General features: G+C 46.9%; 27 protein-coding genes. 26 read left to right on the top strand and 1 reads right to left on the bottom strand.

The genetic code is table 11. From position 1 onward, the window contains the following. Positions 1–68: 68 nt before the first annotated feature. The 8 genes from ACJJIT_RS19345 to ACJJIT_RS19310 all read left to right on the top strand — a co-directional run bounded on the left by ACJJIT_RS19345 (position 69) and on the right by ACJJIT_RS19310 (position 7252). Positions 69–755, top strand: coding sequence for a thiol:disulfide interchange protein DsbA/DsbL (locus ACJJIT_RS19345; protein ID WP_252084024.1), 687 nt, complete (start codon positions 69–71; stop codon positions 753–755). A 112-nt stretch (positions 756–867) separates the two neighbouring features. Beyond that, complete coding sequence (locus ACJJIT_RS19340) at positions 868–2061, top strand: c-type cytochrome (protein WP_444899391.1); 1194 nt, start codon at positions 868–870, stop codon at positions 2059–2061. A gap of 45 nt (positions 2062–2106) precedes the next feature. Beyond that, the gene (locus ACJJIT_RS19335) at positions 2107–2571 is read left to right on the top strand and encodes an ecotin family protein (protein ID WP_444887656.1); all 465 of its coding nucleotides are present in this window, start codon (positions 2107–2109) and stop codon (positions 2569–2571) included. A 276-nt stretch (positions 2572–2847) separates the two neighbouring features. Next, positions 2848–3333: a hypothetical protein gene (locus tag ACJJIT_RS19330; RefSeq protein ID WP_252084027.1), complete on the top strand. Its 486-nt coding sequence runs from the start codon at positions 2848–2850 to the stop codon at positions 3331–3333. Between the two features lie 76 nt (positions 3334–3409). Continuing rightward, complete coding sequence (locus ACJJIT_RS19325; RefSeq protein ID WP_444899390.1) at positions 3410–4135, top strand: hypothetical protein; 726 nt, start codon at positions 3410–3412, stop codon at positions 4133–4135. Positions 4136–4318: 183 nt separating this feature from the next. Beyond that, on the top strand, positions 4319–4729 hold the full coding sequence (locus ACJJIT_RS19320) for an ACT domain-containing protein (protein WP_444899389.1): 411 nt from the start codon (positions 4319–4321) through the stop codon (positions 4727–4729). A gap of 10 nt (positions 4730–4739) precedes the next feature. Continuing rightward, positions 4740–5483: a hypothetical protein gene (locus tag ACJJIT_RS19315; protein ID WP_444899388.1), complete on the top strand. Its 744-nt coding sequence runs from the start codon at positions 4740–4742 to the stop codon at positions 5481–5483. 149 nt (positions 5484–5632) lie between these two features. Beyond that, positions 5633–7252, top strand: coding sequence for a M28 family metallopeptidase (locus ACJJIT_RS19310; RefSeq protein WP_444899387.1), 1620 nt, complete (start codon positions 5633–5635; stop codon positions 7250–7252). 68 nt (positions 7253–7320) lie between these two features. Here the strand turns inward: ACJJIT_RS19310 and ACJJIT_RS19305 are convergent, their stop codons facing one another. After that, a complete protein-coding gene (locus ACJJIT_RS19305; RefSeq protein ID WP_444887661.1) occupies positions 7321–8028 on the bottom strand; it encodes a 4'-phosphopantetheinyl transferase family protein in 708 nt (235 codons plus the stop codon). Between the two features lie 482 nt (positions 8029–8510). Between ACJJIT_RS19305 and ACJJIT_RS19300 the strand changes: the two genes are divergently transcribed. The 18 genes from ACJJIT_RS19300 to ACJJIT_RS19215 are packed head-to-tail and all read left to right on the top strand — an operon-like array spanning position 8511 to position 24698. Then, positions 8511–9281 (top strand): beta-ketoacyl synthase chain length factor, encoded by a 771-nt coding sequence (locus ACJJIT_RS19300; RefSeq protein ID WP_444899386.1) that lies wholly within the window; start codon positions 8511–8513, stop codon positions 9279–9281. After that, positions 9271–10056, top strand: coding sequence for a lysophospholipid acyltransferase family protein (locus tag ACJJIT_RS19295; RefSeq protein ID WP_444887663.1), 786 nt, complete (start codon positions 9271–9273; stop codon positions 10054–10056). The genes ACJJIT_RS19300 and ACJJIT_RS19295 overlap by 11 nt, the downstream gene beginning before the upstream one ends. Further along, positions 10053–10310 (top strand): phosphopantetheine-binding protein, encoded by a 258-nt coding sequence (locus ACJJIT_RS19290; protein ID WP_444883316.1) that lies wholly within the window; start codon positions 10053–10055, stop codon positions 10308–10310. Before ACJJIT_RS19295 ends, ACJJIT_RS19290 begins: the two co-directional genes overlap by 4 nt. An 11-nt stretch (positions 10311–10321) precedes the next feature. Continuing rightward, positions 10322–10576, top strand: a complete 255-nt coding sequence (locus tag ACJJIT_RS19285; RefSeq protein ID WP_252084036.1) for an acyl carrier protein — start codon at positions 10322–10324, stop codon at positions 10574–10576. Next, positions 10573–11124 carry a hypothetical protein gene (locus ACJJIT_RS19280; protein ID WP_444899385.1) on the top strand — a complete coding sequence of 184 codons (552 nt, stop codon included), beginning with the start codon at positions 10573–10575 and terminating at the stop codon, positions 11122–11124. The genes ACJJIT_RS19285 and ACJJIT_RS19280 overlap by 4 nt, the downstream gene beginning before the upstream one ends. A 9-nt stretch (positions 11125–11133) precedes the next feature. Next, positions 11134–12840, top strand: coding sequence for an AMP-binding protein (locus ACJJIT_RS19275; RefSeq protein ID WP_444899384.1), 1707 nt, complete (start codon positions 11134–11136; stop codon positions 12838–12840). Continuing rightward, entirely contained in the window at positions 12833–13573 is a 741-nt protein-coding gene (locus ACJJIT_RS19270; protein WP_444899383.1) for a glycosyltransferase family 2 protein, read from the top strand. Before ACJJIT_RS19275 ends, ACJJIT_RS19270 begins: the two co-directional genes overlap by 8 nt. Beyond that, positions 13570–14493 (top strand): LpxL/LpxP family acyltransferase, encoded by a 924-nt coding sequence (locus tag ACJJIT_RS19265; protein WP_444899382.1) that lies wholly within the window; start codon positions 13570–13572, stop codon positions 14491–14493. The genes ACJJIT_RS19270 and ACJJIT_RS19265 overlap by 4 nt, the downstream gene beginning before the upstream one ends. Next, entirely contained in the window at positions 14490–16049 is a 1560-nt protein-coding gene (locus ACJJIT_RS19260; RefSeq protein WP_444899381.1) for an HAL/PAL/TAL family ammonia-lyase, read from the top strand. Before ACJJIT_RS19265 ends, ACJJIT_RS19260 begins: the two co-directional genes overlap by 4 nt. Continuing rightward, positions 16039–16473: an acyl-CoA thioesterase gene (locus ACJJIT_RS19255; protein WP_444887669.1), complete on the top strand. Its 435-nt coding sequence runs from the start codon at positions 16039–16041 to the stop codon at positions 16471–16473. Before ACJJIT_RS19260 ends, ACJJIT_RS19255 begins: the two co-directional genes overlap by 11 nt. 2 nt (positions 16474–16475) lie before the next feature. Continuing rightward, positions 16476–17090: a LolA family protein gene (locus ACJJIT_RS19250; protein WP_444887670.1), complete on the top strand. Its 615-nt coding sequence runs from the start codon at positions 16476–16478 to the stop codon at positions 17088–17090. A 4-nt stretch (positions 17091–17094) separates the two neighbouring features. Next, positions 17095–19359 (top strand): MMPL family transporter, encoded by a 2265-nt coding sequence (locus ACJJIT_RS19245; protein ID WP_444899380.1) that lies wholly within the window; start codon positions 17095–17097, stop codon positions 19357–19359. 3 nt (positions 19360–19362) lie between these two features. Then, entirely contained in the window at positions 19363–20592 is a 1230-nt protein-coding gene (locus ACJJIT_RS19240; RefSeq protein ID WP_444899379.1) for an NAD(P)/FAD-dependent oxidoreductase, read from the top strand. Continuing rightward, on the top strand, positions 20577–21128 hold the full coding sequence (locus tag ACJJIT_RS19235) for a DUF3261 domain-containing protein (protein WP_444899378.1): 552 nt from the start codon (positions 20577–20579) through the stop codon (positions 21126–21128). The genes ACJJIT_RS19240 and ACJJIT_RS19235 overlap by 16 nt, the downstream gene beginning before the upstream one ends. 2 nt (positions 21129–21130) lie before the next feature. Beyond that, positions 21131–22291 (top strand): beta-ketoacyl-ACP synthase, encoded by a 1161-nt coding sequence (locus tag ACJJIT_RS19230; protein WP_444899377.1) that lies wholly within the window; start codon positions 21131–21133, stop codon positions 22289–22291. 5 nt (positions 22292–22296) lie between these two features. Continuing rightward, positions 22297–22743 (top strand): ApeP family dehydratase, encoded by a 447-nt coding sequence (locus tag ACJJIT_RS19225; RefSeq protein ID WP_444887675.1) that lies wholly within the window; start codon positions 22297–22299, stop codon positions 22741–22743. Next, positions 22744–23472, top strand: coding sequence for a 3-oxoacyl-ACP reductase FabG (fabG, locus tag ACJJIT_RS19220; RefSeq protein ID WP_444899376.1), 729 nt, complete (start codon positions 22744–22746; stop codon positions 23470–23472). Beyond that, complete coding sequence (locus ACJJIT_RS19215; RefSeq protein WP_252084050.1) at positions 23472–24698, top strand: beta-ketoacyl-ACP synthase; 1227 nt, start codon at positions 23472–23474, stop codon at positions 24696–24698. The genes fabG and ACJJIT_RS19215 overlap by 1 nt, the downstream gene beginning before the upstream one ends.

Below are 24698 nucleotides of genomic sequence, written 5' to 3'. Positions count from 1 at the left end.
TCAGTGGCCCGACAGTACGCCGCCAAATCAGGCGCTCGAACCACGAATGTACAAGCTGGAGAAGACTTATGAGAGCAGTTCTCGCCCCTATAACGATGGTTTTGGCTGTGTTGTTCAGCCTAGTCGCCTGCGCCCAAGAAGGCGGTGAATTCAAGGCGGGCCAACACTATCAAGTGCTGCCACAGGCGGTAGCGCAAAAAAACGCCAATAAAATCGAAGTGACCGAGATGTTCTGGTATGGCTGCGCCCACTGCTTTCATTTCGAACCGACCCTGGAGCGCTGGAAAGAAAAAATGCCCAGTGATGTCTCCTTGGTGAAGCTGCCGGCTATCTGGCAGCCAGTGATGGATGTTCACGCCCGCTTGTTCTACGTGGCTGATGCCATGGGTGTTCTGGAAAAAATGCACACTCCGCTGTTCAACACCATCTACAACCAGCGCCAAATGCTGGCGATTCGTGAAGGTCGCAACTTTAAGCCCGACCTGGCTGCTATTGAAGCCTTATTTAACAAGCATGGCGCCGATGGTGCTAAAGCGGCCAAGCTGATGAACTCCTTCGCCATTAACAGCAAGGTCAAGCAGGGTGTTGCCAATCAGCGCGCCTATAAAATGACTGGTACACCTGAAGTGGTTGTGGCTGGTAAGTACCGTATCAGCTCCTCTCTGCCGGGTTACAAGGGCAAAAGCAATGGTCAGGAATTGATGCTGCAAGTAGCGGATTACTTGATCGCCAAGGAGCGCGCCGATCGAGGCTAATAGCCCATCTGAAAACAAACCCCGCCCAGTGCGGGGTTTTTTGTATCTAGGCGTTTGCCACAATTAACGACTACCACCCCTTTCGTTATCTGCCAGTAACAGGAAGTCATTTTTGCGAAATTCATGGACTTTACTACTCTTGCTGGCCCTCTCAGTTCAATCTCTTTGGGCGCAGCAGGTCGCGGAAAATGACAAGCTTGCCGCGCGCGCGAGCAACCTGCTTTCCTATATCGCTGTGGGTTACGGGGATGCCATCGATAAAGGCCAAATTATCGATACAGGTCTCTATCAACTCCAGCAAGACCATGCTGCCGAGGCGCTGGATCTGGTGCGGAAGTTGCCAGATAAACCGGGCCGTTCAGCCCTGGAAAACAGCATGGCAGGGTTACAGGCGGCTTTGAGCCGACGCGAGGATGCTGAAAAAGTGCGAAGGCGCGCCAATGAGATAGCCGACCGATTGGCGGCTCTCTATCAAATGCAGCGTTCACCAGCCCACTCACTGCCTTCAGCCAGCTTGGCTGCTCCCCTTTTCCAACAGCGCTGCGCCAGCTGCCACGGTAGATGGGGCCAGGGTGATGGAGCCCTGCCCGATCTACGCGATGCTAGGCGGATGGCGAGTTTCAGTCTTTATGACCTCTACAATACTCTCGACCCTAACGTGGATAGCGTGCATAGCGAGCGGGTTGATGGCGACTTAAATAGTCGCCAGCGCTGGGCTCTCGCGGTGACGGTGGCCGCTTTTGCCGTAAAAAATCAGCTGCCACCCTCCGCCGATCTTGCCGAGCGCTATCCAGCACTGATCAGTCTGCCGGGTATGGCGGTAACCCGACCGATTGAGTTGCCCACTGATGCCAGGAGTGCCTTATTGTGGTGGCGGGGCCACCCGCACCTGATCCGCTCCCTCGAACACCCCCTTACTCGCGCAGAGGGGTTACTAAGCCTGGCGGAAACCGCTTATCGAGGCGGTGACAATGCCGGTGCTTATCACAAATTGATGCTCGCCTATCGAGAGGGCTATAAGCCGTTACAGCAATCCATTGAAATGAGCGACCGGGTTTTGTACAGCAAGTTACAAGCCCAATGGCAAACATTGCGCCGAGAAGTGCTCTCAAGCGCGCCCAATACTGATGTGATCGCTTCAATTCAAAATTTAGGCACCTTGCTGGGAAGAGCCAGAGCACGCTTGGAACCAATGCCGGGGGGACACATCAGCTATTTATGGGCGGCATTGCTCTTTGCATTGGCACTGGCACTGGGGGTGTCACTTTGGTGGGGACTGCGCTGGAGAAAGCGGTCTAGACTTTAAAGGGTTTGTGCGCCAAATCAGCTGATCAGCCGTGAGGAAGTCGCCGTGGCAAGATCCTTATTCTCCGCTCTTATTCTCTGTTGTGTGGTGCCGCTTCAGGCGGCTGAACCGCTAGATGCCTTTCCTGCAGAAGTTGAGGGTAAGCGGCGCCATGTTATTGAGTTGCCCAAGGTGGTCGATGAGAGCCGCTTTATGGTTGAGTTAGTGCCAGGCAAGAATGCATTGGCCGATTGCAACCTGCGCAGTTATAGCGCGCCCTTACAGCGCCAGGTTCTACCGGGTTGGGGTTACCCCTATTATGTGCTGGCAGAACCAAAGCCCTCCAAAGGTACCAGTAAAGTTTGCGGGTCCGACTCCGAATCGCGCCGTTTTATCCGCGTGCGCGGTAACGGCCTGATACTGCCTTATTCAAGTAGCCAGCCCCTGGTGGTGTATTTGCCGGAGGGCGTCCAATTGAAATACCGTGTGTGGCGTGCGGATAAAAACCTGTCTGATGCTCACTCAAAATAATGATTGCTCGTAGCCCTATCTAACAGCCTTTCTAATTCCACTCCCCCATAGTGGCGCCTCAATAAATATTTTTAATGCTTCTAATGCCACTGTGGGATTTAGCGTCTAGCCTTACTAAGCAAGGGATGTGAAAAATAGCGCCTGTGCTATTTTTCACGCCGGTTTTTTTGGCCTGTGGCCGTAACCGGCCAGGAAAATTGGCGGTGACGCCAGCCGCCGTTTACAGCAACCCCTTTCCGCGGTTCTTACCGTGGAGCACTTACGGTAGAGCAGCGCATGAAGTATTTGCGTAATCCCCCTTCGAATTTTGTGTTTGTCTCCATACGACAGAGTTGTGCCATTGCCTTAATGCTGTTCCTGTTATTGCCCTCGATGGCAACGGCGGAATCAGCTCAACAAAGGTGGGCGGGCAACTGGTTGGTAGTGAGTGAAGGTGACGACCAACTGGTTTGGCAACTCAATGCCGATGGCTCCGGTTATGCCTATGGCTTTAACTCCGGTGGCAGATTGACCCATGGCTTTGCCATTAACTGGCAACTGGATGGTGATCGTGTGCGGGTCCGCACCGGTGCTTCCGTTAGCTGTAAGGGCGGTGTGGTCTCGGTGGCGTTTCGTGGTTGGAGCCGCTCCACTCTGTTATTTGCCGTAATAGACGGGCGGCACTGGCTGCAGGCTGGCGGTGGGTTACTGAGTTTCCAGCGCCGATTGAGTGACTGGAGTACGCCTAAAGCGGGTAGTAACTGCCCCAACATTGCCAGCTGATTTTTGGGTCCGAGTAAGAAACAAAAACAGGAATTTTCCACTCAGGGAGGGGAGCGCCGAACATTGGAGTAGAGCTGTGATGCAAAAGTCCTTGGTTTTGACTCTGGTATTTTTGCTCACAGCATTTTCAGCTTTTGCCAAGGAGGAGCAGAAAAAAAAAGAAAAACAGAGTGAACAGACACAGCAGCGCAATGCAGGCTGGCACGCTCAATCCAAGCTGAATGCCAGCCAGTGGGTGGGTGCCTGGCTAATCTCCAGAGATGGGGAGGCCCGCCATGTATGGAGTCTCAAACCCGGTGGTACTGGCCGCTCCTACGCTTTTCTCCCACATGACGGAAAAATGCAATTTGCTTTTGGTTACGATATCCACTGGTATTTTGATCCTTTCACCCAAATGGCCAATATAAAAACCGGTCGTAGAATCATTTGCCGCAGAGGAAAAATATATCCCTATTTTCTCACCTTGAAATCCTATGAGAGCGATTATTCAGTGCGAGGTAAATTTGCCTGGCAGACTACCTGGACGGAAGTGAGTATCGGTCGGGATCGCCTGCATAAATCTCTGATTGTTTTTGTTGCACCACTATCTGCCTGGCATGATCCTGGCAAGGGTGCTCCCTGTCCCGAGTTCCCTCGTGTGCGTCTGGAAAAAGCGATTGATAGAATGTTGCAACGCTGGGAAAAGAAAGATTCCCCCGATTTAGAGGTGAATACTGCACCAGATCCGGGCGAGCCAGAGCTAGAAGGAGAGGAGCTGAAAAAAACCAATAAAAAGAGGGTGAAAACCCGTCAGCGAAATTAAAATAAAAAACCTCTGAGACAGTGGTGTTGTCATCCATTAATAGAACGTGATGATCAAGCAGGTCTTATGGCCATGTAGTTTTACCTGTGGGAAATCCCTCTGGATAATTACACTAGGTGGTTTCTGACTGGTAACCATTCGCTGAGTATTTTCACAGCAGGTTTTTTCAACGGCAAACCGGATATGACTGCAGAAGTTTCCCTCGCAAATATCCTGAGAAATATGTGCCCAAAGTTACATGAGGAAACCTACGTGTTTTGCCAGGTGTCGGATGCTCGGCTCGAAGAAGTCTTGACTCAAAGCCTGTGTATCTTCCGCGAAGGCGAGGGGATGAGCGCGATCTTACCCAGATACTTGGCACAGCAGTATGGGATTGCTTCCAGCGGGCCCTTCAGACAAATTACCCTGCAGGTCTTTTCCGGTCTCAGTGCGGTGGGCCTTACCGCTACAGTCGCCAGGGAGCTGGCTGATGCGGGCATAGTGGCGAATATGGTAAATGCCCTGCGTCACGATCATGTCTTTGTCCCTGAAGAGAGCGCGCAGCGAGCCTTACAGCTTTTACGCGGGCTCAGTAATCGGGTGTATTACACCTGAGCGCTTGCCAGTGCGTATTAATTACCCTGAACCCCAGCCCCACGGCGAGATTCGCCAACTACTACCAGACCTGTTCTTCGTCCCTGGGACCGTAAAACTGGCTCCGGCGGTTACCATTAACCGCAACATGGCCATTGTGCGTTGGCAGGAAGAGCTGATACTGGTGAACCCGATACGCCTGCGCCCAGCGCAAGAAGAGAAGTTGCAGGATCTCGGCCGAATAGCTCATGCAGTGCGTCTTGGCTACCATCACGGCCAGGATGATCTTTATTACCGTGACCATTTTGATCTGACTTTTTGGCGGCAGACCGGTTCGAACTTTTATCCACCCAGTGCCGATAGATTGGTGAGGGATGGTGGAATTTGTCCAATACCCGGCAGTCGCTTCGTGGAACTGCGTTACAGCCGTTACCCAGAGGCATTCTGGTGGTTGCCCTTCAATGACGGCCTGTTGCTGGGCTGTGATGCTCTGCAGTATTGGGGGAAGTGGAGCGGTTGTAGCTGGTTTGGCCGAAATCTGCTGCGACTGTCCGGTATACGCTCGGGGATGCAGGTACCGCCTGCCTGGCGAACACGGATGACTCCTGAAGGCCGGGACCAACGCTGTTGGCTGCAGGAGGATTTTGAGCGCCTCCTACAGCTGCCCTTCCTACACTTTCTGGCAGCCCATGGAGAGTTTTGTGCGGATCGGGCCCATGAGGAAGTGACCGCAGCAATAAGCCGAGCCTTTCCTGGGCTCTACAAGGCCGCCTGAATTCTATATATTAATCCTTTCAAGTAAGTGATCACTCACATCTTGGTGCTCTGCGCTAAGTCTGAACGTGGTAAGATTGCGCTCCTTTTTGGTGCGGTGTTGGTTCTGTCTGGCAGACCGCAAAGATTTATTCGAGAAGTAGTAATCCGATGAAAAGAAAAGTTCTGCTCAGCGGCCTGCTGTCGTTGCTGCTGGTGGCCTGTATGCCAGTTTCCACCAGCACAGCCCCAAGCGCGAATATCGACAATATCAGTCGGGATGTGAATTACCTGGCTTCTGCAGAGCTGGCGGGAAGAGACACAGGCAGCGAAGGCTACCTCAAGGCGGCGCAATATGTGGCCGCGCAGTTCCAATCCATGGGGCTCGCTCCGGCTGGTGAGCAGGGGTATTTTCAGGATGTACCTTTCCGTAGTGCCAGCTGGAATGGCACTGAGCCGACTTTTGTTTTAAAGGGGGGCAAAGGTGAGGTCGGCTTTGCCTTCGGGGAGGACTTTATCACCTCGCCTTCTGCGTCCAGTGAGCAGGCACGCTTGGAGGCCGAGCTGGTGTTTGTTGGCTACGGAATTGAAGCGCCGGACTATGGCCTAGATGATTATGCCGGATTGGATGTGAAGGGTAAGATTGCAGTGATATTGAGTGGTCGCCCGAAGAGTCTGCCCAGTGAAGTGGGGGCTCACTATGCATCAAGTCGCAACAAGGGTGAGACCGCTGCTCGTCATGGTGCGGTGGGTTATATCACCATTTATACCCCCGAACGTGAGAAGCGCCGCCCCTTTGTGCGCTATGCGGAGCATCGTCACGATGAGACTTTCGACTGGGTAAACCGAAAAGGCGAGCCGGGCAGCGCTATCCCCGGTTTGTATCCTGGTGTATTGCTCGATATCGATGCGGCGAGCAAACTCTTCGACGATGCCCAACAGAGCCTCGCAGCTATCTTCAGCATTATGGAAAAAGGTCAAAATCCCCGTGGATTTTCGCTCCCTTACCGTGCTGCCCTGAGTACAAGCTCTAAGCATCAGGAAGTGCGTAGCCCCAATGTTGTGGCCGTATTACCGGGTAGCGACCCGGTGCTTAAAAATGAATATGTGGTCTTCTCTGCACACCTGGACCATATCGGTAAAAAAGAAGATGGCCAGATTTATTATGGCGCTCAAGATAACGCTGCAGGTATCGCAGTAATGCTGGAAACCGCACGGTTGTTTGCGGAGTCTGGCCAAGCACCGCGACGCTCTCTATTGTTTGTTGCGGTGACCGGGGAAGAGAAAGGATTACTCGGCTCGGACTACTTTGCCGAATACCCTACCGTACCTCTGCAGTCCATCGTGGCCAATATCAATCTGGATATGCCCATGCTGCTCTACCCATTCCGCGATATTATTGCCTTTGGTGCCGAGCATTCGTCCCTTGGCCAGATTGCGGAACATGCGGCAAAACTCAGCGGTTTAAAATTGAGCCCTGATCCCATGCCTGAAGAAGTGATCTTTGTTCGTAGTGATCACTATAATTTCGTTCGCCGCGGTGTGCCCTCTATTTACCTAATTACTGGGCGCGAAGCTCAGGACCCGAATATTGATGGTACCGCTAAACAAGTGGCATTCCTGAAAGAGAGCTATCACAAACCCGGAGATGCGCCTGATGCTGGGGTGAGCTATGCAGCTGCTAAGCAATTTACCGAAGTTAATTATCTAATTGCCAGGGAAGTGGCGGATGCTGCGGATAAGCCTTCATGGTATGAGGGAGATTTCTTTGGGGACCTGTTTAGCCAGTAGTTAGCGTGCACTAGTGGTTATTGGAGATTCCCTTGATACCTGGCTAATTTGAGCAGGGAATCTCCAGGTCATGAAGCTTTCAGTCGAATTTCTCGAGTTGCAGGGCCTTTAAAACTATTGCGGTAAGTACCTATTACCTCTTTAGAAGTAAAATTGGGCCTAGGCCTAACTACAAGTGAAAGGTAGATATCTTCTTCAGGCTGCCCACTCCAACATCGGTATTCAGAATAGGGTTCAGGCCAATTTTCTACTTGGCCGACCAGTGAAGAGACTTTAAGCAGCTTACCGAGTGGATCACCACTGCACTTGGCAAGCGCCTCCTTTATGGTCCAAGATTTTATAAACTCTTGCTTTAAGAGGGCTATCGGTAAGCTTTGTAACCAGGACACCTCATAGGAGCTAAAGTAATTCTGGGCTATTGCCAGCCAATCTCTTTTGGGATGGTCTCTTTCACAGTCAATACCAACCGGAATTTTTCCAATGGAGACTGCAAGGTAGTCTGCCGTATGGCTGATTGAGAGGTTGACAATAGGGGTTCCTGAGAAATTGGCAACTGTAGGGTTCTTAGGGTCAACTTCCAGATCAGAAGGGTGGCATCCGAACCGTTCAGCAATAAGGGTTTTCGCGAGTAGGCGCCCGGCTAAAAATTGCATTTTCCGATTCGGGTTGCGAATGTTTTTTAAACGTAAATGTTCCGTGTCACTCAATAAGAAAGATGAGTTTGCCTGCCAATCCTCAGGCCAATTTTTGAATGAAGAGCAAGTAAAATAAAGCATAAAGTCTTATCTATCGATTCAGACTTAGATTGTAATCACTAACAAAGCTGAATAGCAGAACGGCTCTCATGGTAAATGGTTGAGGAAAAGATGGGGTACATGCATCTTCAGAAATGCCTCAGAAATAGACCATAAATGCCGGATTGGGCAATTAAGGATCATTCTTAAGTTTAGAGCTTTTTCCTTTAAGTTGTCACCTTAAGGGAATTTTATTCTTGGTGAGAGCTTTATCATTTTTAGAGGCCCACGAAGGCTTAAGTTGACCTTATGCCAGTGAAATTAAGGGTGCTAGTATACGAGAACTGTCCAAAGGAATAGTTCTCGTGTATTTAGGTGTAATAAAGAAACTCACCAGTCCCAATTGAAGGTTCTTTTGCTAGCGGGAATTGATCATTTTGTGTACCATTCCCGCCCTGTTGCCGGTCACGAAAAGCTCAAAAAGCCACCTAAAAACAATGGTAGAGCTGGCTGGATACTAAGGCTTGATATTGAGGGTTGGAGTCAAGCTCCATAAGAGTAGTTTGTCTATTGAATTTTTAATTTCCGATTGGCGAGCTTGGTATGCGGGGGTTTCGGAACCTGCGGACTGGCATCGATGGCACAGTGGCGAGTTAGAACTGCAGGAAGATACCCTGGCTGATGTCTCCTTTCTTCCGGCGATGCTCAGGCGCCGCCTGAGCCCATTGTCTAAAGCCGTATTTAATAGTGCTTACCCACTTCTGCAGCAGAGAGATATCCCCCTGCTGTGTTGCTCTGTGCACGGAGAGGCGATGAGAACTTACTCTCTTCTACAGGGGGTTGCTGCGGAAGAAGATTTATCCCCTACGGCGTTTGGTTTATCAGTACACAATGCGATCGCCGGCCAATTGTCTATAGCGAATAAAGTACGATCTCCAGCTCTTGCTTTAGCGGGTGGTGACTATCCATTACTGGCAGGTTTAATGGAAGCTAACGGTATTTTGCGGGAAGGTGCAAAAGAAATACTGCTGATATTTTGTGAGGAACCCCTGCCAGAAATGTATCACCCTAGCAGCCAAAGTCCCTCAGGTGTTTGTGCTACAGCTTTACTCTTAACCTTACCAGTTGAGGGAAGTAAGGGTACTGGAGTGACTTTGGTAAATTCTTCGAGCGTCAGACTAAAAACGGCATTTGAAGAGGCAGATTATCAGCTACCTCTGATAAGCGCACTTATTAAAAATTCAGGAAAAGTACCTGTTGCCAAAGGGTGGGAGTTACTAATCAATGCAAACTAATTTGGAGTCTGGCAAGAGGTATGATCGGTATTGGTTTAGGCTGATAGCCACTGCCGTTGCGTTTAGTCTATTTGGTTTTGGTGGTCTGATCCTTCGATTTATTTTATTTCCACCTCTCAGAATTTTATACCCTAATGCAAATGTACGTATGCGTAAGGCGAGGTTAATCATACATTATGCCTTCCGTTTGTTTATTGGGTTTATGCACAAAACAGGGATATATACTTATGATTTCAAGGGTGAGATTAAACTGCAAGAGCCCGGCCAATTAATACTGGCTAATCATCCCACTCTTATTGATGTCGTTTTTCTTATATCTCGAATACCTAATGCAAACTGTATTGTAAAGGCGAGTCTATTTCGAAATCCCTTTATGCGTGGAGCTGTAATGACTGCGGGTTATATTCCCAATGATGACCCGGAAAAAATAATTGAGCTTGCCTCAAAATCTTTGAAAAAAGGGGAGTCAGTGGTTTTATTTCCGGAAGGAACCCGCTCTGTGCCAGGGAAACCATTCAAGTTCCAGCGGGGGGCTGCCTATATGGCACTTCGTTCTGGTATTAGTCCGACTCTGGTTACCATTCACTGCAACCCGCCAATGCTGATGAAAAATATCCCGTGGTACAGCATTCCGTTATCACGGCCACATTTTGAATTTGATGTCTCTGAATCTTGGGAGATTCTCAAGATGAAAGAAAAAAGCGAAAGCCCATTGGTAGCCAGGCAAGTTACCCAAGAATTAAAAGCATTTTATACTGAGGAGTGTGCTGCGTGAATGATTTGGTTGAAGAGCTAAAGACACTGATTATTGAGGTTCTAAACCTAGAGGATATTACACCAGAGGAAATCATCGCAGATGAGCCTTTATTTGGTGAAGGTCTAGGTTTGGATTCCATTGATGCGCTTGAGCTAGGTCTGGCATTGCAGAAGAAATATAACATATCTATCGATGCAGAAAATGAAGATACCAAATCACATTTTGCTAGTGTGAACAGCCTGGCAAAATTTGTTAATGGTAGCCGCGCGTAAGAGAGATATGTATGTTGAAAGATAGAGAAGACATTTTTCCAAAATTGACCGAAATCCTTGTTGAGATGTTTGAGGTTGATGAAGAGGATATAACAGAAGAAGCCCACCTTGCTGATGATCTGGATATAGATAGCATTGATGCGGTTGACCTGATAGTTCGTTTAAAAGAGCTTACTGGAAAGAAAATTGCACCTGAAGAATTCAAAAGTGTAAGAACTGTTGGAGATGTAGTTGGTGCAATTGAAAAGGTAATGGCGGAGAAGTGAGTCGATTCTCGCAGCTAATATTGGTCATTGTTCTGACACTGTACCCTGTGGCAATTTATTTTGGCATAGAATACTTGTCTTTAAGTAGTATTCTGTTACTGCTGTTGATTGTTGCGGTTTCAAGGGTATTGTTTGGCGGCGCGAATAAGGCGATTGGCACCAAGCTAATGGCCGTGGCCTTGGCTTTTGTTGTTGGCGTCTCCTGGTTAAGGGGCGATTCAAGTGGACTTCTTTGGTATCCAGTACTTTGTAACCAGATTTTATTTTCACTGTTTTTATACAGTTTGAGTCAACCACAAACATTAGTAGAACGGCTTGCTCGCCTTAAGACTCCAGATTTACCACCTGAAGGTATTCTATATACACGAAAGGTTACCAAGGCATGGTGCCTATTCTTTTTAATTAATGGAAGCCTCGCACTGGCAACTGTTTTAAACGGCGATATGAAAGTCTGGACTCTTTACAATGGCCTTGTTTCATATGTGCTAATGGGAACTATGATGGGCGGTGAATGGCTACTGCGTCGTCGTGTCCAAAATAAGGTGTGAGTTAAGGCCGTGGACAAAGTACAGTTTGAACAAGTGTTTGGTTACTCGAATGACCAAGCAATAGTTAGCTATTCAAGTCGTGGGGAAATTTCTTTCGCCCAATTTAAACGTGAATTGGCATTTATTGAGCGAAAGCTAAAAAAATCCCTTAACGAAACTGGGTCCAAAAGAGCTGCCATTTTCTGTGAAGATAGTTACGAGTTTAGCCTGCTCTTTTTTGCTGCTATGTCTTGTTGTGAAGTCGTTGTTATACCGGCAAATAATAAGCGATTTACCCAGCAAAAACTGGGTGAGCAAACCCTATTACTGGGCAGCTGGGAAGATAGCTCGGCATTTAGTATAAATATTCCGGATCAATGTAGGGAGGAGCTTTCTGTTCCCAGTTGTTTTGATGCTGGTATTCAATTATTCACATCAGGAACCAGTGGTGAACCACAAACCGTTGATAAAACCTTATATCAACTGCTCAATGAGGTTAAGGCCCATAATCTTAAGTGGTCACCCCGGGTAGCTAATACAACTACTTTGGCAACAGTAAGCCATCAGCATATATATGGCTTACTGTTTAAATTACTGTGGCCACTAGCCAGCGGGCGTCGATTTGTTAGTAAGACTTATGTGGATATTGTGGGATTACTCCAAGACGCCCACAAGTGGGGGCCTGCCGTGTGGGTTGCAAGCCCTGCACAGTTAAGCCGCCGTATTTCTTCCTGGCCATGGGCGTTGGGAAAATCCTTGGTAGATATCTTTTCTTCTGGGGGGCCTTTACTGGAAGTAGACGCAAAGGCGATTGATCAGTTGTGTGGAATCCAGCCTATAGAGGTCTATGGAAGCACTGAAACCGGGGGGATTGCCTGGCGTAATCAATTACGTCAGAAAAGTTGGAGTCCACTAAAAGGAGTGAACATTGCAAAAACCAGCGATGGATTACTCAAAGTCTCTTCTCCGTGGTTACCCAAGGAGTTTATTTGTCAGGACAAAGTACAAATAAGTACAGACGGTATGTTTGAACTTAAGGGGCGGGCTGATCGCATTGTTAAGATTGAAGAGAAAAGAATTTCTCTTACACAAGTTGAGTCCCTATTAGTTGGTAGCTCATATATTGTAAAAGCCAATGCACTTGTTCGGGAGCGTAAAAGAAAAATAGTTGCCGCTGTTGCCACACTAACGGAATCCGGGAAAGAACTATTACAAAAGAAAGGAAAGGCTTCTCTTGTTCGTAAACTTAGAGAAACCCTGGCCAAGGATCTTGATGGCGTGGCTGTGCCACGTTCTTGGCGTTTTGTTGATGAAATCCCCGTTAACTTACAGGGAAAAATAACGAGAGACCTGCTAATGCAACTTTTTGATGAAATTCCGGCAGCAATGGTGCCACAGATTATTAGCAGCGAAATATTAGATAATACTCGTGAAGTTAATTTTACGGTTAATGACGATTTGCCTTGCTTGGATGGTCATTTTGAAGGCTCACCGGTAGTGCCGGGAGTAGTACAGCTGGATTGGGCTATGCATTTTGGCCGCCCACTTGTAAAAGCCGGCAGTACGTTTACCCAAATGGAAGTGATTAAATTTAAGCAGTTAATGATGCCCGGTGATGCTGTCACTTTATCTTTGGAGTTCAGCCAGGAAAAGAACAAATTAAATTATTCTTTTCGGAACACTCAAGATGGCAATTTAGAATATAGTAGTGGTAGGTTGTGCTTCAGCCATGTCTAACTTTTGTTTTGTAATACCCGTTTATAATCATGAGGGGGCAATCGCAGAGACGCTAGCATCTCTGGATGACTTTAACCTGCCTTACATTCTGGTAGATGATGGCTGTGATGAACCCTGTAGAATTGAACTGCAACGGTTAGAGCAGAGCTACGGTTCCCGGGTTCACTTGGTTGTTCGCCAGGCTAATGGTGGAAAAGGTGCTGCGGTAAAAAGTGGTCTGCGAGCTGCGAAAGCGCTTGGATATAGTCATGGAATTCAAGTCGATGCCGATGGTCAACACAGCCCCGCTGATATACCTCAATTCCTAGAGAAAAGCAGAAAGTGGCCTGATTCACTGATTTGTGGCTATCCGCAATACGATAAATCAGTACCTAAAGTTCGTTTGTGGGGACGCTATCTAACTCATGTATGGATCTGGATTAATACTCTTTCTCTGGAGATTAAGGATTCCATGTGTGGGCTGCGTTGTTATCCCTTATCTCGAACTGTAGATTTGTTAGATAACGAGTATACCGGTGATCGAATGGATTTTGATCCAGAGATCTTGGTACGGTGGTATTGGAGCAAAGGCGGTCTCTGCCAGGTACCAGTTAATGTGAGCTACCCAATAGATGGCGTTTCCCATTTCCGGGGATTTGAGGATAACTTCCTTATATCGGCAATGCACACCCGTCTATTTTTTGGCATGTTGGCCAGAACTCTGCGTATTTCGACAGTAGGGCGAAAAGCGTGAGTAATTTACACTGGTCAAAATACCGGGAACAAGGCTTTTTCCTGGGTATCAAATTCTTATTCTGGTTGCACCACTGGTTGGGTCCGATTGCCTTTAAAGTTGCGGTATACCCGGTAGTTTTATGCTATTACCTAAAAAATCAGAGTGGCCGCAATTCGATCCAGGAGTACTTGGAATTATTCACTAAACGCTACCCATCTAGCGGTATAGAACCGAATTGGAAAACCGGATTTAGAATCTTTCTTAATTTTGCTAACAGCGCTAGAGAAAAGCTTGAAGCCTGGTTTGTGGGTATCCCGGATAGTCAGGTAAATTTCCCAGAAAGAGCAGGTCTTCACCAGTTGGCCGCTAGTGGCCAGGGTGGATTAATTATTGGCTCTCACCTCGGGAACCTGGAGGTTTGCAGGGCACTTGGCAGCCTGACAAAGGTACGGGTAAATGTGTTGGTGCATACAAAGCATGCGGTGAAATTTAATCGCATGATGAAGCTGCTCAACCCCCTGAGTCAAGTGCGGCTTATCCAGGTGACAGAAGTAACTCCCGCTTTAGCGATGCGACTCTCCGAGGCTGTTGAAGCCGGGGAGCTGGTTGTTATTGTCGGTGATAGAACACCGATTAACTCAATGGGGCGCACCTGCGAGGCAGAATTCCTAGGGCGAAAAGCGCCTTTTCCCCAGGGGCCCTATATTCTTGCTGCGCTGCTCAAATGCCCGGTGTACACACTTTTCTGCCTGCGCAGTATTTCCGGATACGATATTTATATGGAAAAACTCTGCGATCGCGTTGTGATGAAACGCGGTGACAGAGAGGGGCATATTCGCTCTCTTGTCGAGGAGTTTGCACGACGGTTGGAACGCTATTGTCATATAGCACCTTTGCAATGGTATAACTTTTACCCGTTCTGGGATCAGCAAAAATGAATTCAGCAGTACTACAACGAACCCAAATAGTCTTTGATGGCACAGATCTATCTATTGATCAGGTAAATACCATTGCAGCTGGCCGTGGCGATATCTCTCTATCTGATGAAGAGTGCTTTGTCGCAAGGATAAATCGCGGTGCCGAGTTCCTGGATAGCCTTTGGCAGAAGGAAGGTGTGATCTACGGAGTAACCACTGGATATGGTGATTCTTGTACCGAAAGTATTCCTGCAGATCTGGTGGAAGAGTTACCTCATCGATTATTTACCTTCCATGGTTGTGGAATGGGGGAAGTCTTTACTCTTGAGCAGAGTAGAGCGATTGTCGCAGCCCGGATTACCAGCCTTGCAAAGGGCAGTTCAGGGGTCCGATATCGGCTATTGCAGCAATTGGTTCTGTTACTTCAGAAAGACATTATTCCGGTAATTCCCCAAGAGGGTTCTGTGGGAGCCAGTGGCGACTTGACCCCGCTGTCTTATGTTGCTGCGGTTTTGTGTGGGGAGCGCAAAGTTTGGTACCGAGGCCATCATAGAGATACTGCAGAGGTATTCGATGAATTACAGATTGAGCCATTAAAGCTATACCCAAAAGAGGGTTTGGCGATAATGAATGGCACCGCCGCAATGACTGGCTTAGCGTGCTTAGCCTACAAACGGGCAGAATACCTCGCACAGCTGAGTGCTCGTATTACCTCCATGATGAGCGTTGCGTTGGATGGCAATGCCTATCATTTCGATAGCGCGCTTTTTGCAGTGAAGCCTCACCCCGGTCAAAACCAGATTGCAAAGTGGATTCATGACGACCTCAATGTTGGTGCGGCTCCAAGACAAAATAGCCGATTGCAGGATCGCTATTCACTTCGGTGCGCTCCCCATGTAATTGGTGTATTACAGGACTCTCTGCCTTGGCTCCAGCAGTTTATTCATAACGAACTAAACAGTGCCAATGATAACCCGATCATCGATGGTGAAAATGAAAGGGTGCTTCATGGTGGGCACTTCTATGGTGGGCATATAGCCTTCGCCATGGATAGCCTGAAGAATGCGGTAGCAAACCTCTCTGATTTACTGGATCGACAAATAGCCCAACTGGTAGACGTTAAGTTCAATAATGGGCTCCCGGCAAACCTATCAGGTGTAACCGGGCCTCGAAGATCGATTAACCATGGCTTTAAGGCTGTCCAAATTGGTGCGAGTGCCTGGACTGCTGAAGCACTAAAGCAGACCATGCCCGCAAGTGTTTTTTCCAGATCAACGGAGTGTCATAACCAGGATAAGGTCAGTATGGGCACCATTTCTGCCAGGGACTGTATCAGGGTATTACAGTTAACGGAGCAAACAACCGCAGCGGCACTGATGGTTGCTTGGCAGGGCATTCAGCTTCGAGCTCGTAGTGGGGGAGTGGATTTGGAAAAATTATCTACCGCTCTTAATACCACAATCAGGCAGATAGGAGATGAATTTTCTTTTCTGGAGGAAGATAGAGAGCTTGAACAGCCGTTGAGAAAATTTGTTTCGTTAATTCAGCAAAGACATTGGCGCTTATATGAAAACTAATAAATCGATGCGCCCTGAAAAATGGGCGGCGCAAGTTGAATTACAAATTCCTTTCCACGATGTGGATATGATGGAGATAGCCTGGCATGGGCATTATGCAAAGTACTTTGAGATTGCCCGCTGTGCATTGTTTGATCAGTTGGAATATAACTACCAACAAATGAAGGAATCAGGTTTTGCCTGGCCGGTCATAGATTTGCGCGTACGATATGCAAAGCCTTTACGATTTCAGCAATGGATTGTTATTTGCGCTGAGGTTTCTGAATATGAAAATCGATTTAAGATCAATTATACAATAACAGATAGAGATACCGGTGTACGCTTAACAAAAGGACATACCGTACAGGTAGCTGTCGAAATAAGTAGTGCCGAAATGCTGTTCGCATCGCCTCCAATTTTGCTGGAAAAATTGGGGGTAAATTAGTGATGACTGTTACGCGTTTGGTTGTATTTGTTATTTGTTTTCTATTTTCCACAGTAGCTTCTGCTTTAACTTCGGAGCAGCAGGCAGTTTTGCGGGAGATAGAGGAAAATATTGTGTCATCTCCACAGATGCTTGGCACTTTTTCCCAGACAAAGAAGCTGCCGCAGCTGCCAAGGCCTCTAATTTCTTCAGGTGTCTTGGCTATTTCTGAGGAGTTAGGATTAAGCTGGCGAATAGAGAATCCAATAGAATCCCATCGAATATTTAAACTAGATGATGCTGATTCCGGAAATCGGGTCAATAGCAATATTGTAGGAAGTCATGTAGCTGATCCTCTATTAAAGATTATCAGTGGTGATTTTAGTGAGCTGGATCAGACTTTTACGGTGGGACCACAGATCGCAGAAGAGCAATGGAGAATTAACTTAATTCCCAAGCAAGAGGCTTTTAGAAAGGTTATTGAATCGATAGAAGTCGTGGGAGACAAAAAGATTCGGAAAATAGTACTAGCTGAAGCCAACATGGCAATTACTGAAATAGATATTATGAATTTACATTCAGTTGAAGCTAATAACAGTCAACTACTGAGTGAATTCTCAGAAGATAACCAGAAGTAATCCCATGTCACGTCGAGTTGTTATTTGGCTTTCCTTTGTTAGTGTAATTATTGGGATAACTGTATTACGCTATCAATCCAGCTGGCTGCAAACAGATATTTTGTTATTAGCCGATAATAACTCCGACTCGGTAAGTAGTGCTGGCATCCAGAAAAAAGTCAGTCAGCAATTACAGGGAAGTTTAATTTGGGTTTTAGTTTCTCAAGGAAAAGAATCACAACGTCTGGCCAGGCATACCCAAGAGTTGGCGCAGAAACTTAAGGCCGCTAAATCTTTAGAGTCTGTTGAATATCGTTGGGCCGATTCTGAAAGCTATAAAGAGGAGTGGGAGCTGCTCTTTCCTCTGCGCCAACAGCTACTCAGCCCTGAAGATAGGGCGTTATTAGACGCTAAGCCAGAGGAACTTATACAGCGTCAATTGAGTAAATTATACGGGCCTGACGGCGCTGGAATCGATTTGGAGAAAGATACTTTCTCAACTTTTCGCAATTACTTTACCGCTGATATTGAAGTTACTCCACAAGTCTTTGATGGAATTCCGGTACATACAGAAGGACATAAAGTTTTTACCCTGCTTTATACGCTGGCAGAACCAGTTGATTTGGCTGGAGAGAGCGATATATCACTTCTTTCTTTACAGTCAGAATTAAAGCAATGGGCTCAAAAAAATGGTTATTCGCTGCTGGTAGCTGGAGCCCCCCTGCATACAGAGTATGCTGCTGCTATGGCACAGGATGAAATACGCCTGATTGGCTCCCTTTCGATCCTTGCTATTTGCTGTCTATGTATTGTTGTCTTTCGCTCATTAAAACCTCTACTAGCCTGTACATTCGCAATTCTATGTGGCGTGGCCAGTGGCATATCTGGCGTCATTATCATTTTGGGCCAAATTCATATACTGGCTTTTGTATTTGGTACGACGGTTTCTGGATTGGCAATCGATTACGCATTTCACTTTATTTGTAATAGATTGAGGCTGGGCAAGCCAAAAGATAAGGATATATTACCTGGGCTATTGCTGGGCTTGATATCAAGCTGCTTGGCATTTTTCTCTCTTGCATTAACACCTTTTCCGCTTTTACAACAAATAGGGGTTTTTGTCGGCTGTGGTTTAATAGGGGCTTGGTTGACTGTAATCCTGCTATTCCCAGGCTGGATTAATATCAAGCATAGGCCTTTATCATTTTCCAGTCAGTTTCCAAAACTCAATATTAAGTACTACCTGTTTCCATTGATTGGGCTGTTGATTTTTGGAGCTGCGGCACTTCAGAAAATTCAATTTAGTGATGACCTAAAACTGTTTTACCAGCCTCCAGAATTTCTTACACAAGATGAAATAGACCTTAATTCTCTGATTAGAACCCGGCCAGACTCCCGTTACTTTCTGGTTTTTGGTGAAGATGAGCAACAAGTATTAACACGGGAATGGGAACTTAGAAATCAACTGGACAATTTAGTAGAAAAGGAAGTTATTAGTGGTTTTCAGGGGGTAACCAACCGGATACCTCCAAAAGAGGTTCAAGAAGCTGACTGGAAGTTATTGTCGAAGTTTTACAGCGGGGATTCTGTCAGGTCTTTTTATCAGCAATTGGGTTATTCTGAAAAAGATATTAACCAGCAGATAAGTTCTAAAATACAGCCATTCAATACCTTTAATTTCTCTGAATGGTTGCCAGTTGCGGGTCGGCAATATAAAGGATTATGGCTGGGTTGTGAAAATAATCACTGTTATTCTGTGGTACGTATTTATGGCTTAAAAGAAGATTTGTCATCTTTAGAGTTACTGCCTGGAGTAACCTATGTCGATACTACCAGAAGTATCTCTAATGTGATGTCACAACAGCGTGATCTGTTGTTGCAACTACTGCCATTAATATTCATTGTTGTATTTTTAGTGACGGCAACTAAAACAGGAATAAAGCAAGCCTTAAGTATAGTTGCACTTCCATCCAGCGCAGTACTAGGCACCCTGGCGATAGTGATTTCACAGGGATCAGCAATTAATTTATTTCATGTTGCGGCTTTATTACTTGTCTTTGGAATTGGTATAGATTACGCAATATTTAGCCATACAAGCCGGAAAGCAGAGCAGCATTATACCCTGCTGGCGATAGCAATGGCTGGGTTAACAACTTTTTTAGGGTTTGGTTTGCTAGCATTGTCTGGCACACCGGCGATTGCAAATTTTGGGTTAGTCCTGGCTATGGGCACAGTATTAACTTTGTTGTTGGCATTTCTATTTTTTTGTACTCGGGGTAAGGGATATTAGCCAATGAAAGAAATTAAGTCTGACGTTGTTATTATTGGTGCAGGACCTGCTGGAGCTGTAGCCGGTGCTTTGTTGGCTAAAAATGGCTGGAGTGTATCGATCGTTGAGCGAGAGATGTTTCCTCGCTTCTCTATCGGCGAGAGTTTGCTGGCACAGTGTATGGAATCTCTTGAAAATGCAGATATGTTGGAGGCAGTAAAATCCGCAGGCTTCCAGTTTAAAAATGGTGCTGCTTTCGAATGGGATGGTGCCCGTACTGCATTCGACTTTCGTGAAAAATTCACACCTGGGCATGGCACCACTTTCCAGGTACAGCGAGCCAAGTTTGACAAAATACTGGCCGATGAAGCCGAGCGCCAGGGAGTAAAGATTTATTATCGTCATTCTATTGTATCAGCGGATATTACCGAAAATGGTGCGGAACTGATTGCAGAACACAATGGTGAAGAGCTTGCTTTCCAGGGCCGTTTTGTTCTGGATGCAAGTGGTTTTGGACGAGTTCTACCAAAATTACTGGACCTGGATCGTCCGTCAGAGTTTCCTGTACGTGAATCAGTATTCACACATGTAGAGGACAATATTACTGATAGTAATTTTGACAGAGATAAAATACTTATCACAGTCAATCCCAATGAGAGAGATATTTGGTATTGGTTGATACCTTTCGCCGATGGCAGAGCTTCTGTTGGCGTTGTTGGTGAGAAGGAAAAGATCGCGGCTTGGGGACAGGATCCAGAACAGATCCTGAAAGGTGCTATTTCGGCCGCACCAGAGCTGGCAAAAACTTTATACAACGCAAAATTTGATACCGAGATTCAACGTATTCGTGGATATTCGAGCAATGTAACCAAGCTGGCAGGTCCAGGCTTTGCTCTTTTGGGAAATGCTGGTGAATTCCTTGATCCAGTATTTTCTTCAGGCGTTACCATCGCAATGAAGTCTGCAGAGTTAGCCGCTGAATGTTTACACCGTCAACTCTCTGGAGAGAGCGTTGATTGGGACAAAGAGTTTTCTGTGCCTTTAAAGCAGGGTGTTGAAGTTTTTAAAACGTATGTAAAGGCTTGGTATGATGGTCGTTTTCAGGATGTGATTTTTTATCAGACTGAGCAAAAAGAAATTAAAGGAATGATTTGCTCAATATTGGCAGGTTATGCCTGGGATAAGAAAAATCCTTTTGTTGCTGCTGCAGAGCGTAGATTGAATACACTGGTGGAAATATGCTCCGCTGGTTAGTGCTTTATTTTAGTATCTTTACTCTGGTGGGTTGTATTTCCCCAAGGGTGGAAAAAGATAAGTCTGAAAGCCGGTCTTTGGCGCCTCTTTTAGCTGAGCAACCGCGTCAGATGAATCAACATTTGCGTATTGTTTATCAAAACAATGTGTACGAAGTGATTGCGGCCACCTTGCTCTCTTCAGAGAACATGAGGGTTTCGCTTCTCAGCCCTGAAGGTATGAGTTTGTTAGATATTGCATATGATGGTAATGAGATCAACACTCATCACTACATGCGTAGAGCGGCAAGTCTGCCACCTGAAAAACTGTTAGCAGACATTCAGTTTGTCTATTGGCCAGTTACTCAGCTGCAGAAACAATTACCTGTTGGTTGGAAGTTGCAAGAGTCCGTAATTGAGGGGAATTATATCCGTCAGCTCTTCCACAATGGAGAAATAAGTACAGAGGCGCGCTACAGTACTAATGATATTTGGGAAGCACAGGTTGAGCTTGAGCACAAACGAATTGGTTACAGGTTAAGCATCAGGAATTTTTAGGTATGACTAATTTCTATCTTAATCATATGGGCATCATCTGTACCCTGGGAAATTCTGCTGAATCGGTAGCTAAACCCCTTTTTAGCGGTGATAGCTCTTTTATGCGACCGGATGAAAACCGATTATTAAACTATCAGGGAAACCTGGGTATTGTGCAGGAGAAGTTGCCAGAATTACCGAGTTCGCTACAAGCCTATCACTGCCGTAATAATCAGCTGGCTTTGGCTGCACTGGGCCAAATCGAATCAGAGATCGGTAGTCTTGTTGAAAGATATGGTACAAGCCGAGTTGGAGTGGTTATGGGAACTTCAACTTCTGGGATCGATTCTGGTGAATCTTACCTCAGTGGTAAAAAAGACACTGGTTACAATTACCGGCTTCAACAGCAAATGGCAGGACTTAGTACTTTTGTCGCAAAGTATCTGGGTGTGCAAGGCGTACAACTTACAGTTTCTACAGCGTGTTCATCCAGTGCGAATGCCCTTGCCAGTGCCCGGCGCCTTCTCTCTACCAATGTTTGTGATGCTGTGGTTGTTGGTGGTGTGGATTCTCTTTGTGGCATGACGATTCGTGGCTTTCATAGCCTGGGGGCACTTAGTGCGGGCCAGACCAACCCCTTCAGCGTTAATCGGGATGGTATTAATCTTGGGGAAGCTGGCGCAATATTTGTGATGACCAAAGAACCTGGGCCTGTGATTCTATCCGGTGTTGCTGCCACGTCTGATGCCCACCATATGTCGGCTCCAGATCCAGAGGGGCGCGGTGCAGAGGCCTGTATGCGCAGAGCACTGGAAAATGCGAGCTTGGATGCAACCGATATTGATTATCTAAATCTCCATGGTACGGGCACACCACAAAATGACTCTATGGAGGCTTTAGCCGTTGAAAGGGTGTTTGGAAGCCAACTGCCTTGCTCTTCCACTAAACCTTTAACCGGGCACACATTGGGAGCTGCTGGTGCACTTGAAGCGGCCTTTTGCTGGCTTGCCCTGCAAAATGATCAACTCCCCCCCCATCAGTATGATGGGCATTATGATCCAGAGATTGTGCGGCTGAACCTTTGCCAGGGCCAAGAAGCTGCTGGAGGATTGCGCTACGTAATGAGTAACTCCTTCGCGTTTGGTGGGAGTAACTGCTCGGTAATTATGGGCAGTCAGAGGTAAAATATATGCAAAAATATACTGCTGGAGAATTGGTTCCACACAGTGGAAATATGTCACTTCTCGATGAAGTAGTTTCAGTAGATGAGGAACAACTGCTGGCAAAATTGCGGGTCCGAGATGATGGAATTTTTTCTCGCAATGGTCGTGTTCCCGCCTATGTGGGAATTGAGTATATGGCCCAGTCAATCGCGGCATTTTCCGGTTACCACGCCAAGGAACGGGGCGAAGAGGTTCGCCTGGGCTTTTTATTGGGTACCCGTAAATTTGTGTCAAATGTTGAAAGTTATCGCTGTGGCGATGAACTGACGATTGAAGTCCAGCGTTTGCTGCAGGCTGAGAATGGCATGGCGACATTTGAGTGTGTAATAAAGGGCCCCTCCATCGAGCAAAGCGCGCGGTTAAATGTATATCAACCGGACAACGTGGAACAGTATTTGAAGGGTAGAAATTAAATGTCTGAGTGGATTTTAGTTACGGGTTCAAGCCGTGGTATAGGTCGGGCAATTGCCCTTCAGTTAGCTGAAAATGGTTATAATATCGTTTTACATTGCCGTAGCCGCCGTGACCAAGCTGAAGAGGTTGCAGAGGAAATTACCAAGCTAGGAAGTAAAAGTAGAATTCTTCAGTTTGATATTTGTGATCGGAACCAAACTAAAGATGTTTTGCTAGAAGATGTCGATGAACACGGTTGTTACTATGGGGTTGTATGCAATGCAGGTGTAACTGCTGACAATGCTTTTCCCGCAATGCCTGCCGAGGATTGGGATTCAGTCGTTCACACAAATCTGGATGGTTTCTACAACGTCTTGCATCCCCTGACTATGCCCATGGTTAGACGCCGTGCCCCCGGTCGAATAGTTGTGATGACTTCGGTCTCTGGCGTCGCTGGAAATCGAGGACAGGTAAACTATTCCGCGTCTAAAGCTGGTTTGATTGGTGCGAGTAAAGCGCTCGCACTGGAGCTGGCGAAACGAAAAATCACCGTTAATTGTGTTGCTCCGGGTCTTATTGATACCGATATGCTGGATGAAGATTTGCCGGTTGAAGACATTTTAAAAATGGTTCCAGCCCGCAGAATGGGCAAGCCTGAAGAAGTCGCAGCGACTGTAGCCTTTTTAATGCATGAGCGGGCTGCTTATATTACCCGTCAAGTTATTTCCGTAAATGGTGGTCTCTGCTAATGAAGCGTGTTGTTGTTACAGGAATGGCCGGAATATCTCCTATCGGACAAGATTGGGAGTCGGTTAGTGAGTCTTTGCAGAGCCGTCGTTCCGGAATTGTTTATATGGAGGACTGGGACAAGTATGAGGGACTTGAAACTCGCCTTGGTGCCCCAGTAAAAGATTTTGAAAAGCCATCTCATTACAATCGCAAACGCGTTCGCAGCATGGGGCGCGTCTCATTAATGGCGGTTCGCGCCAGTGAAATTGCTCTTCAGGATGCGGGATTGTTGGATGACCCCATTCTCAAAAGTGGAGCTGTCGGAGTTTCATATGGCTCGTCAGCAGGCACTCCGTCAGCAGTGGCTGATTTCGGCAATATGTTGATAAATCACCGCACCGACGGCCTTAATGCCACCAGCTATATAAAAATGATGTCTCATACGGCAGCGGTTAATATCGGAGTATTTTTTGGCTTGTGTGGGCGGGTTTACACCACCAGCTCTGCTTGTACTTCTGGCAGCCAGGGAATTGGGTATGCCTATGAAGCGATCCGCAATGGTAGCCAAACTATTATGGTCGCCGGTGGTGCAGAGGAGCTGTGTGCAACTGAGGCAGCAGTTTTCGATACGCTTTATGCTACCTCCACAAAAAATGATACTCCTGAAGCGACCCCGCGTCCCTTTGATAGAAACCGGGATGGTTTGGTGATCGGTGAAGGTGCTGGCACGCTGATTCTGGAGGAGTATGAGCATGCTGTTGCACGTGGAGCCAGAATTTATGCGGAAGTTGTTGGCTTTGGTACAAATTCTGACGGTAGCCATGTTACTCAACCCCAGTCGGGGACTATGCAGGTGGCTCTGGAGCAAGCTATAGCTCAATCTGGCGTAGATGCTAGTGAGATAGGTTATGTCAGCGCACATGGTACTGCCACGGACCGAGGAGATATCGCCGAGAGCCATGCGACTCGCAATGCGTTTGGTCGTGCTGTGCCTATCAGTTCCCTCAAGAGTTATACCGGCCATACTCTGGGTGCCTGCGGCGCTTTGGAAGCTTGGACAAGTATCCAGATGATGCGCAATGGTTGGTTCCATCCCACAATGAATTTGGCAGAGATTGATTCTGATTGTGCTGACTTGGAATTTATCCAAGGCCCTGGCAAGCACATCGATACAGAATATGTCATGAGTAATAATTTCGCCTTTGGTGGAATTAATACTTCATTAATATTTAAAAGAATTTCTTAA

Source organism: Microbulbifer mixtoriginis (SeqCode), assembly GCF_052467515.1.
This window is presented reverse-complemented; position numbering and strand designations above follow the sequence as displayed.